The sequence below is a fragment of the Cyanobium sp. T1B-Tous genome (genome assembly GCF_024345475.1).
GTDB lineage: Bacteria > Cyanobacteriota > Cyanobacteriia > PCC-6307 > Cyanobiaceae > Cyanobium_A.
The window spans coordinates 25,946-36,659 of record NZ_JAGQBE010000020.1; the positions used below are offsets into that span (position 1 = coordinate 25,946).

The following is a 10,714-nucleotide window of genomic DNA, read 5'->3' on the forward strand; positions in this document are numbered from 1 at the left end:
GCCCCCATCCCGACCCATGGCCGAAGCGCTCGATCCGCCCTTTGACCGGCCCGACCGGGACTTCAACAGCCTGCCTGGCTGGACCTGGGTGGGCACCTACGGCGGCTACTACCTGCAATGCGATCTGCTGCAGGCGTTTGAACATGGGTTTTTCACCCGCCAATGGCAGGGGCGGGGACCGGACGTGTTGGCGGGCTACGTGAGCGCAGGGATCAGCGTCCACCGCCTGCGCCAGGTGCACAGCGCCCGGGTGCTGCCAGCCAGCCAGGCCACGGCCGAGCCCTGGCCAGAAGCGGATGGCCTCGTGAGCGATGGGGGGGGGCAGAGCCTCTGGGCCTGCGGCGCCGACTGCACCCCGGTGCTGGTCGCCGATCCGGTGAGCGGCCGCGTCGCGGCCTGCCATGCGGGCTGGCGCGGGGTGGCCGGCGGCATTCTGGGCGCCGCCGTTCAGCAACTGGAAGCCAGCGGCAGTCGCCGGGCCGACCTGCTCGTGGCCCTGGGCCCAGCCATCGGTGGATCCCGCTACCAAGTGGAGCGTCCCGTGAGCGAGGAGGTGGCGTGCTCCCTGGCGCCCAGCGCCGATCCAGGCCACCTGCCCGCCCTGCTGGAGGACCTACGCCTCTGTGGGGCACTCCAGGATGATCCGGATCCCGATCGGGACCGCCTGGACATCCGTGCCGCGGCCAGGCGCCAGCTGGAGCTCCTGGGGCTCGGGACGGATCGCATCGCGACCTGCCCGCTCTGCACCGCCGAGGAGTCGCTGCTTTTTCACTCTTGGCGACGTGATCAGGTGAAGGCCGTGCAATGGAGCGGCATCGTGTCCCAGGCTTGAGGACTGGGCTGTCCCTTGGCCTTGATACGGCCTAGGGACACGAACTTGCTGCAATGCGATCCGTCATCGCATCGAATTCCCGCCCCCTTGCTTGCAGCGGGACCCTGCACTGCGCAATAATGCGGATGTTGCATAAATGTCATCCATGCTCACTGGCGCTGACCTCCTCGCGAAGGTCAAGGAACTCGGGGATGTGAGCAAGTCCGATCTCGTGAGAGCTTGCGGCTATGTCTCACACAAAAAAGACGGCTCAGAGCGGCTCAATTTCACGGCCTTCTATGAGGCCCTGCTCAACGCCAAAGGCGTGGATTTCGGCAGCACGGCTAAAACGGGCAAAGGCGGCCGCAAGCTCAGCTTCAACACCAAGGTGCAATTCAACGGCAACCTGATGGTGGGCAAGGCCTACACCGCCATGCTCGACCTCAAGCCCGGCGATGAATTTGAAATCAAGCTGGGTCGCAAGCAGATCCGTCTGGTGCCCCTGGGGGCTGAAGACGAGGAGGAGTGATCGCCAGGGCCACCTGCTCGGCGACCTTGATGCCATCGATCGCCGCCGACAGGATCCCTCCGGCATAACCGGCCCCCTCCCCGGCCGGATACAACCCTGGGGTGTTGCAGCACTCCATGGTTGTGCCATCTCTGGGCAGGCGCACGGGCGATGAGGTGCGGGTTTCCACGCCCGTGAGCAACGCGTCGTGCATCAGAAAACCGGGGATGCGGCGCGCAAAGGCCGGCAGCGCTTCGCGCATTGCCGTCAGCACAAACTCCGGCAAGCAATCGTCCAGGGCCCCGAACTGCACCCCTGGCTGGTAGGAGGGCTCCACGCCCTGGGCCGCCGTCAGGCTGGGCCGGTGGGCCAGAAAATCCCCCACCCGTTGGGCCGGCGCCCGATAACTGGATCCGCCAGCGACAAAGGCCCGCGCTTCCCAATGGCGCTGGAAGGCCACGCCGGCCAGCGGATCTTCCGGTCCCTCGCCGTAGGGCAGCAGATCTGCCAGTTCCACGGTCACGACGATGCCGCTGTTGGCGTTGCGCTCATTGCGGGTGTGCTGACTCATGCCATTGGTCACCACGTGTCCCTCCTCGGAGGTGGCGCCCACCACCAGCCCCCCCGGACACATGCAGAAGCTGTAGACGCTGCGCCCCGCGGTGGCCGGGTCTTTGCAGTGGTGCACCAACTTGTACTCGGCCGGCCCCAGCCGGGGATGGCCCGCGGCCTCTCCCCAGCGGGCCCGGTCAATCAGGCTCTGGGGGTGTTCGATGCGCAGACCCACCGCAAAGGGCTTGGGCTGCATCGCCACACCGCTGGCCTTGAGCATGGCGAAGCTGTCGCGGGCGCTGTGGCCCAGGGCCAGCACCACCTGACGGGCGGCGATCCTCTCCCCCCCAGCCAGCCACAGGCCCTGCACGGAGCGGTCTTCCTCCGCCAGCTCCAAGCCCTCCACCCGGGCGCCGAACCGCACCTCCCCGCCCAGGGCCTCAATGCGCTGGCGCAGGCCGCGCACCACCGTGGCCAACTTGTAGGTGCCGATATGGGGATGGTGCAGGGTGAGGATCTCGGGATTGGCCCCAGCCGCCACCAACTCCTCCAGCACCTTGCGCACGTAGGGCTTGGCTTCGCTCACCTGGCTGTAGAGCTTGCCGTCGGAGAAGGTGCCGGCACCGCCCTCGCCGAACTGGGCATTGGATTCGGGATCAAAAACCCGGGTGCCCTTCCAGAAGCCGAAGGTGTCGGCGGTGCGCTCTCGGATGGCCTTGCCGCGCTCCAGCAGCAGGGGGCGGAACCCCATCTGGGCCAGGAGCAGGGCGGCAAAGTAGCCACAGGGACCAGCCCCCACCACCACCGGACGCGGGGAACAGCCCGTGGCGGACGCCACCGGTTGGTAGGTGGTGTCGGGGCTGGGCCGCAGATGGGGATCGCCGGCGAAGCGCTTGAGCAGGCGTGCCTCAGCTCGGGCATCCAGGGCCAGCTCGAGATCCAGGCTGTAAACCAGCGCAATCGCCTGGGGCTTGCGGGCGTCGACGCTGCGTTTGACCAGCCGCAGGCCCTGCAGCTGGTGGGGCTCCAGCCGTAGCCGCCGGCACACCGCGGCCTCCAGGTCGGCCTCGCTGTGGTCGAGGGGCAGCTTCAGTTCGCTCAGCCGCAGCACAGCCAACTCCTGCCGGAGCCCTTCCGGCGATGGGTCCACTTCATGGCGTTATTCCAGCAGTCGCTGGGTCAGCCAACCGGAAATCGCCGGAGACTGCCAGGGTGGATGTTGCTGCGCTGCCGGTTCGATGGGGATCACCCACTGCCCCCTCTGCGTTGCCCTGGCGGTGATGTGTGTGCTGCGGGCCACGGCCCATGGCACCCTGCTGTGGAAACTGGCCCGTTAGGCGGCCTCGCCCGCGCCCCTCCCCCCTGCCATGGATCCGAGGTTCGGAGTCACCCTCAGCCGCCGGAGCTTTCTCAGCCTGGCCGGCCTGGCGCTGGGAGCCTGGGCCCTCACCCCAGGGCCATCCCGCGCCTCCGGAATCAAGCTGCCCCGCCGCGGCGACCTGCGTCTGGTGGCCATCAGCGATCTCAACAGCAGCTATGGCTCCACCAGCTACCTGCCGGAGGTGCTGCGGGCCGTGGAGCTGATCCCCAGCTGGAAACCCGACCTGGTGCTCTGCGGCGGCGACATGGTGGCCGGCCAGAAGCTGGGCCTCAGCCGCGTGCACCTGAGTGCGATGTGGGCCTCCTTCCACCGCCAACTGCTCGCGCCCCTGGAGCGGGCCGGGCTGCCCGTGGCCATCACCATGGGCAACCACGACGCCTCGTCGGCCCGCTCCGGCGGCCGCTACACCTTCGAACTCGACCGCCAGGAGGCGGAGCGTTACTGGCGCGGGCAGCAGGACGCCCTCGGCCTGAAGTTCGTGGATGCCAGCCGGTTCCCCTTCGCCTACAGCGTGCGCCAGCACGACCTGTTCCTGCTGGTGTGGGACGCCTCCTCCGCCACGGTGCCCGCCGAGCAGGTGGCCTGGGCAGAGCAACAACTGCGCAGTCCGCAGGCCCGCTCGGCCCGGCTCCGGCTGGTGCTGGGCCACCTGCCCCTGCTGGCGGTGGGCCAGGGCCGCGACCGCCCCGGCGACGTGCTGCAGCAGAGCGAAGCCCTGCGCCAGCTGCTGGAACGCACCGGGGCCCACGCCTACATCAGTGGACACCACCACGCCTACTTCCCCGGTCGGGTGGGCCAGCTGGATCTGTTGAACCTCGGTGCCCTGGGCAGCGGCCCACGCCGGCGCCTGCAGGACAGCACACCACCGGTGCAGACCCTCACCCTGATCGACGCCTTCTGGCCCCAGGGCGAAGGGGCCACCGATGGCAGCTCGGCGGGCCGCACGGTGTACACCACCTACAACATGGCCACCCTGGAGCCCATCCGGAGTCAGCAGCTGCCAGCCCAGATCCGCCCCAGCCAGGGCCCGCTGCTGCGCCGGATCGGATAGGCGAAGCCAGGGAGGCGCTCAGCCCAGGCTGGCTTCGATCCGGGCCACCTCCAGGCGGGTGGCGATCAGGGCATCGGGGTTGAGGCTGATCGAATCGATGCCCTCCTCCACCAGAAAGCGGGCGAAATCGGGATAGTCGCTGGGGGCCTGGCCGCAGATGCCGATCTTGCGGCCGCAGCGGTGGGCCGTCTGGATCGCAAGCCGGATCATGGCCTTCACGGTGGGATGGCGCTCGTCGAACAGGTCGGCCACCAACGCGGAATCCCGATCCAGGCCCAGGGTGAGCTGGGTGAGGTCGTTGGAGCCGATCGAAAAGCCATCGAAACGCTCGGCAAACGCCTCGGCCCCCACCACATTGCTGGGCAGCTCGCACATCACATACACCTCCAAGCCGTTCTCGCCCCGCACCAGGCCCGAGCGGGCCATTTCCGCCAGCACCCGGTCCCCCTCCTCCGGGGTGCGGCAGAAGGGCACCATCGGGATCACGTTGGTGAGACCCATGTGGTCGCGCACCCGCCGGAAGGCCTGGCATTCCAGGGCAAAGGCCTCGCGGAAAGCGGCGGCGTAGTAACGCGACGCCCCCCGCCAGCCGATCATCGGATTTTCCTCGCTGGGTTCGAAGGCGCCACCGCCGAGGAGGCGGGCATATTCGTTGCTCTTGAAATCGGAGAAGCGCAGGATCACCGGCCTGGGGTAGAAGGCCGCCGCGATGCGGGCCATGCCCTGGGCCAACAGATCCACGTAGTACTCCGCCGGGCTGGGATGGCCCGCCGTGAGCCGGTGGATCTCCTGGCGTTGTCCCGCATCGGCCACCCGCTCCGGCTGGAGCAGGGCCATCGGATGCACCTTGATGTGGTTGGCGATGATGAACTCCAGCCGGGCCAGGCCCACCCCGTCGCAGGGGATGGCGGCCAGGTTGAAGGCCTCCTCCGGATTGCCCACGTTCATCAGGATCCGGGTGCGGGTGGCGGGCAGGTCGCCGATGGCCTGCTCCGTCACCGAAAACGGCAACGTGCCCCGGTAGACCCGGCCCACATCGCCCTCGCAGCAGCTGATCGTGATGGCATCGCCGTCGTGGATGCGGCGGGTGGCCTCCCCGGTGCCGACGATGGCGGTGATGCCCATCTCCCGGGCAATGATCGCCGCGTGGCAGGTCCGCCCCCCCTGGTCAGTCACCACGCCGCTGGCCCGCTTGAGGATCGGCTCCCAGTCGGGATCGGTGCGCTCGGTGATCAGCAGATCGCCGCTCTCGAAGCGCTCGATTTCGGAGGGATGGCGGATCACCCGGGCCACGCCGCTGCTCACGGAGGCGCCGATGGCGCGGCCGCTCACCAGCAGGTCGGCCTGGTGGGGCGCCAGGTGCCAGCTGCGCAGCACCGCCTGTTGCTGCCGCGACTGCACGGTTTCAGGGCGGGCCTGGAGGATGAACAGCTCTCCGGTGAGGCCGTCCTTCGCCCACTCGATGTCCATCGGCGTGGGGGTGCCGCGCCGGGCGCTGTAGTGGCGCTCAATCCGACAGGCCCAGCGCGCCAGGATGAGGCAGTCGTCGTCGCTGAGGGCAAAGCGCTCGCGCTCGGCCTGGGGCACCGGCTCGTTGTGTACGGGCGCCCCATCTCCCCGTTGCGCCGGGCCAACCACCATCCGGATCGCCTTGCTGCCCAGCCGCTTGCTGAGGATCGGCGCGAAGCCCTGCTCCAAGGTGGGCTTGAAGATCAGCACCTCATCGGGGTTAACGGCGCCCTGCACCACGTTCTCGCCCAGGCCATAGGCGGCGGTGAGCAGCACCGCATCCCGGAACCCGGTTTCGGTGTCGATGCTGAACATCACGCCGGCGCAGGCCCGATCCGAGCGCACCATGCGCTGCACCCCGATCGAGAGGGCCACCTCCAGGTGATCGAAACCGTTCAGCTGGCGGTAGGAGATCGCCCGGTCGGTGAACAGCGAGGCGTAACAGCGCCGGCAGGCCGCCAGCAGGGCCTCCTCCCCCTCAATGTGCAGGAAGGTTTCCTGCTGGCCGGCAAAGCTGGCGTCGGGGAGGTCTTCGGCGGTGGCGCTGGAGCGCACGGCCACCGCCGGCAACGTGCCGTCAGGGGCAGCCAGCTGCCGATAGGCCTCCAGGATCGCATCGGTGAGGTCGGCGGGGAGGGCCGCCTCCAGCAGCAGATGGCGGGCAGCCTTGCCGGCATGCTGTAGGGCCGCGAGATCGTTCGCATCCAGGGCCCCCAGCAGCTCCTGGAGAGGACCGATCAAGCCATTGCTGCGCAGCAGGTGGCGGTAGGCGGCGGCGGTGGTGGCGAAGCCGCCCGGCACCCGCACCCCCTGATCGCCGAGCTCGCGGATCATCTCGCCCAGGGAGGCGTTCTTTCCCCCCACATCAGCGATCGCCTCGATGCCCACCGCAGCGAAGGGCACCACCAGGGTTTCGGCAGAGAGCATCTGACCAAGGCAGCCAACCCCGACTCTGGCGCCGTTGGGCGCCGTTGGGGCAACTGTGAAGCCCGCCCAGCCGGCCCCTCACCCCCTATCGCGGACCGGAATCGGGTGCCACAGTGGGGCGTGCCCGTTCGTCGTCCAACGATTTCCGTGTCCCGTTCTCCCCTGGCCTGGATCGCAGCCTCCGCCGTTGGCACGACAGCCCTGCTGCTGGGTGCACCAGCCCTGGCCCAGTCCGGAGCCGCGGCTGCAGCGGCGGCCAAGCCCGCCTCCGTCGAGACGATGAACGACATGGCCCTGGCCGCCGCCGTCAACGTCTGTGAGCTGGCGGTGGAGCAGAAGGTGCCGGTCCAGAACGCCGTCATCTCCAATGCCAAGGCCATCACCTACGTGGTGACCGCAGCCCACGGCGGTCAGATCGCCGGAGCCGGAAAGCTGGAGGCCTCCCAGATCGTCAACGGCACGATCGTGCAGATTGTCGGCCGGGTGAAGCAGGGCTGCTATCCCAAAATCACGGCCGACGACAAGAAATTTGTCGACGAGGTGATCGCCCAGTTCACCGCCCAGGCCAAACAACAGCAGAAGAAGTAACCGGCTCGAGCAGTCACGCGATCAGCCGCCCCTGCGATCGATCGGGAGTTACGGCTCAATCCAAATCGGCCCAAGCCAATCGGTTTCAGTCCTGATCCGAGCTCTCAGGAGCACTCTCGGGGAGCAGCTGGGCGAGCAGACCCGCGGCCATCAGCACGCCCCCGAGGGTCAGCGCCAATCCCTTGTTGCTGGCCGCGGGGCCGTCACTCCAGACTCCCGCCGCCAGAAAGGCTCCCCCCAGCAATAGGGAGGGCACCAGCACGATGCCCTTGGCAGTGCGGTTCAGGCTCACAGGCTCGCAGGAAACAGGGGGATCAAGCGCCGACCCTGGCACAGTCGCCGGGGGCTATGGGATCAGTTTCGGCCAGGCCAGCAGCAATCAGGCCGGCGCCCAGGTCGTCAGCCGAGCCGATCTTCTGAACACGCGCCAGCAGCACCCCCTGGTCCTGGCCCATGGGACGCAGGTTGACCCGGCTGTGTCGGGGCACGGCCTGACGCAACCAGGCCAGGGCCCGATCCTGCTGCGCCTCAGGCACCGCAATACAGGCCAGTTCAACGGTGTAGCTGCGGTTCTGATCGCCCAGCTGCAGCAGGGTGGCCCCACGCACCTGCAGCACTTCAGCGGCAGCGGCGACGCCGGGCCACAACAACATCAAGGCCAGGAAGCCGGCGAACCACCTCAAAGCTTGGCGCCACAGCTGGGGCAGAACAGATGGGCACTTTCGGTGGTGCTGCCGCAGGCGTGGCAATGGCGACTGGTGTCGATGGCCAGTTCCGGATGGCTGGGCAGGCCCACCATCTGGGCATTGCTGGCTCCCGGCGGCACCATCGGATAGCAGTTTTCATTGCGGCGCACCTTCACATCAATGAAGGCGGGCCCGGGATGGTCGAGGGCCTCCTGAAGCTGCTGGCGCAGGGTGGATCGCTCCTCGATGCACACCCCCCGAACCCCAAACGCCTCGGCCAGGGCGGCGAAATCAGGCATGCCACCGGTCATCTCCGAGGCGGAGTAGCGCTCGCCGTAGAAGCTCTCCTGCCATTGGCGCACCATGCCCTGCCAGCCGTTGTTGAGCACCACCACCTTCACGGGCAGGTTGTACTGGCTGAGGGTGCCGAGCTCCTGGATGTTCATCAGGATGCTGGCGTCGCCGGCGACGCAGATCACTTGCTCCCCAGGGAAGGCGGTCTGCACGCCCATGGCGGCGGGCATGCCGAAGCCCATGGTGCCCAGGCCGGCCGAGCTGATCCAGCGGCGGGGGCCATTGTGGAGGAACTGGGCCGCCCACATCTGGTGTTGCCCCACATCGGTGGTGTAAAAGGCGTCCGGAGCCAGCTCCCGCAGGGCGACCACCACCTCCTGAGGGGCGATGTCGCCTTCCGGTGCGGGCACCACGAGGGGATAGTGCTGCTTCCAGGTCTCGATGCGCTGCAACCAGGCCTCGGTGCGGCCCTCCGAGCTGTCCTGGGCTGACGCGGCCAGAAGGGCCGCCAGAGCAGCCTGCACATCGGCCACGAGCGCCACGTCCGGCAGGCGGGTCTTGCCCATCTCAGCCGCATCGATATCGATGTGGATCACCTGGGCCCGGGGGGCGAAGCCATCCAGCCGGCCCGTGACCCGATCGTCGAAGCGGGCACCGGTGGCGATCAACAGATCGCATTCGGTGACGGCGAAATTGGCATAGGCGGTGCCGTGCATGCCGAGCATCCCCACCGACTGGGGGTGTTTCTCGTCGAAGGCCCCTTTGCCCATCAAGGTGGTGGTGACGGGCAGCCGGAACCGCTCCGCCAGCTGCTTGACCGCCTCGTGGGCGCCGCTGCTGATGGCGCCCCCGCCCACGTAGAGGAGCGGACGCCGCGCCTGCCGGATCAGGGCCAGGGCGGCGGCCACCGCAGCGGGATCCGGGCTGACCGGCAGCTTGAAGCCGGCGGGAATGGCCGTGCCGGGGGCCACCGGGGTGTAGTCGAATTCCTCCAGGCCCACGTCCTTGGGGACGTCGATCAACACCGGACCAGGCCGCCCACTGGCGGCAATCAGGAAGGCTTCGGCGACGATCCGACCGATGTCGCGGGGATCGCGCACCACCCAGGAGTGCTTCACGATCGGCAGGGTGATGCCGAAAATGTCGGTTTCCTGGAAGGCGTCGGTGCCGATCGACGCCCGGGGCACCTGACCGGTGATCACCACCATCGGCACCGAATCCATCTGGGCCGTGGCGATGCCCGTCACCAGGTTGGTGGCGCCGGGGCCTGAGGTGCCGAAGCACACACCCACCTCGCCGGTGGCCCGGGCGTAGGCATCGGCCGCATGGGTGCCGCCCTGCTCATGGCGCACCAGGATGTGCTTGAGCCAGCCCCGGGACTCGGCCTTGTGCAGCTCGTCGTAGATGGGCAGGATCGCCCCGCCGGGATAGCCAAAAATGTGCTTCACCCCATGGCGATGGAGCGCGTCCATCAGGGCGTACCCACCGTTCACCCGCTGGGGTGCGGTGCCGTCAGCGGCAGAACTGCCACCACTCGCGGTGGCCGGAGCGGACAGGGCCGCAGGTGTGAGGGGCGTCAGCGTCACGGCTGAGACAGGCCAATCACCTTGGCTGGTTAACGGACTACGGCAACCCTAGGTGCCGGTGGGGCTTTTGGCGCGGCGCCACGGGCCGCTTGTTGGCGCCGGCCGGCGGCCATGGCGCGCAGAATCTGGGCCGGATCCAGCCAGCGGCCGTCATGGCGCATGCCCCAGTGCAGATGGGGCCCGGTCGTGCGGCCGCTCATGCCCACATGGCCGATCAGTTGGCCAGTCCGCAGGCGCTGGCCCTGGCGCAGCAGTACCGGGCCACTGCTGTAGATCCCACCGGCGGCAGAGCCCGAGAGGTGGCAATAGATGTGCTCGTAGTTGCCGGAGCGGATCACCAGGCCGACGCCGCAGGCGCCGTCATGGATCACGTCCTGCACCACCCCGGCCCACCAGTTCCGGATGGGCGAGCCCATGGGGGCGGCGATATCAAGACCGTAGTGGGGCTCAACCCGGCCCCAGGGCCCGGTGCGGGTGCCGAAGTGACTGGTGTAGGCCTGAAAGGTGGTGACCGGAAAAACGCCCATCTGCCAACGGCTCTGGGCGAGGGCGGCGGAACTGGACAGCGGCAAGGCCGCCAGTGCGACCAGCCCCCAGCTCTTAAAGCAGGCCCAGCGCATGAAGCGGTCCCCGTCCGCTGATCAGCTCCAGCAGGAAAGCGGAAAAACCCACCATCGCCAAGCGACCGTTCCAAACCTCGGAGCTGTTGTTCCAGCCCCAGGCCCACTTGTCCTGGGGATAGAGCTTCACCTTGGTGGGCAACTCGGCCGCCTGATCCAGGTTGACCTCCGGGCCCTCCAGGGCGTGTTGCACGAGGTCGG

The 10,714-nt window shown here is 68.3% G+C and carries 11 protein-coding genes; 4 read left to right on the forward strand and 7 right to left on the reverse strand.

All coding sequences use genetic code 11. The annotated features are described in order from the left end of the window. Positions 1–16 precede the first annotated feature (16 nt). Positions 17–832, forward strand: coding sequence for a peptidoglycan editing factor PgeF (pgeF, locus tag KBY71_RS06710; RefSeq protein WP_254928168.1), 816 nt, complete (start codon positions 17–19; stop codon positions 830–832). A gap of 145 nt (positions 833–977) precedes the next feature. Further along, on the forward strand, positions 978–1,340 hold the full coding sequence (locus KBY71_RS06715) for an AbrB family transcriptional regulator (RefSeq protein ID WP_190388398.1): 363 nt from the start codon (positions 978–980) through the stop codon (positions 1,338–1,340). On the opposite strand, the gene KBY71_RS06720 is transcribed toward KBY71_RS06715, so the two are convergent. Beyond that, the gene (locus KBY71_RS06720) at positions 1,279–2,982 is read right to left on the reverse strand and encodes an FAD-dependent oxidoreductase (RefSeq protein WP_254928181.1); all 1,704 of its coding nucleotides are present in this window, start codon (positions 2,980–2,982) and stop codon (positions 1,279–1,281) included. The two genes, KBY71_RS06715 and KBY71_RS06720, sit on opposite strands and share 62 nt — an antisense overlap. A gap of 256 nt (positions 2,983–3,238) precedes the next feature. Between KBY71_RS06720 and KBY71_RS06725 the strand changes: the two genes are divergently transcribed. Then, complete coding sequence (locus KBY71_RS06725) at positions 3,239–4,303, forward strand: metallophosphoesterase (RefSeq protein ID WP_254928169.1); 1,065 nt, start codon at positions 3,239–3,241, stop codon at positions 4,301–4,303. An 18-nt stretch (positions 4,304–4,321) separates the two neighbouring features. Here the strand turns inward: KBY71_RS06725 and ppsA are convergent, their stop codons facing one another. Then, the gene (gene ppsA / locus KBY71_RS06730) at positions 4,322–6,739 is read right to left on the reverse strand and encodes a phosphoenolpyruvate synthase (RefSeq protein WP_254928170.1); all 2,418 of its coding nucleotides are present in this window, start codon (positions 6,737–6,739) and stop codon (positions 4,322–4,324) included. 147 nt (positions 6,740–6,886) lie between these two features. Here ppsA and KBY71_RS06735 point away from each other — a divergent pair, with 147 nt between their 5' ends. Continuing rightward, entirely contained in the window at positions 6,887–7,327 is a 441-nt protein-coding gene (locus KBY71_RS06735) for a hypothetical protein (RefSeq protein WP_254928171.1), read from the forward strand. An 85-nt stretch (positions 7,328–7,412) separates the two neighbouring features. Here the strand turns inward: KBY71_RS06735 and KBY71_RS06740 are convergent, their stop codons facing one another. The 5 genes from KBY71_RS06740 to KBY71_RS06760 all read right to left on the reverse strand — a co-directional run. Then, entirely contained in the window at positions 7,413–7,619 is a 207-nt protein-coding gene (locus tag KBY71_RS06740) for a GIVxVP protein (protein WP_254928172.1), read from the reverse strand. A 22-nt stretch (positions 7,620–7,641) separates the two neighbouring features. Continuing rightward, positions 7,642–7,980 (reverse strand): nuclease, encoded by a 339-nt coding sequence (locus KBY71_RS06745; RefSeq protein WP_254928173.1) that lies wholly within the window; start codon positions 7,978–7,980, stop codon positions 7,642–7,644. A gap of 26 nt (positions 7,981–8,006) precedes the next feature. Beyond that, positions 8,007–9,779: a biosynthetic-type acetolactate synthase large subunit gene (ilvB, locus tag KBY71_RS06750; protein WP_396095085.1), complete on the reverse strand. Its 1,773-nt coding sequence runs from the start codon at positions 9,777–9,779 to the stop codon at positions 8,007–8,009. A gap of 143 nt (positions 9,780–9,922) precedes the next feature. Beyond that, positions 9,923–10,465 carry a M23 family metallopeptidase gene (locus KBY71_RS06755; protein WP_254928174.1) on the reverse strand — a complete coding sequence of 181 codons (543 nt, stop codon included), beginning with the start codon at positions 10,463–10,465 and terminating at the stop codon, positions 9,923–9,925. A gap of 28 nt (positions 10,466–10,493) precedes the next feature. Continuing rightward, positions 10,494–10,714, reverse strand: a 221-nt coding sequence (locus KBY71_RS06760; RefSeq protein WP_254928175.1) for a chlorophyll a/b-binding protein, incomplete at its 5' end; no start/stop codon positions are given.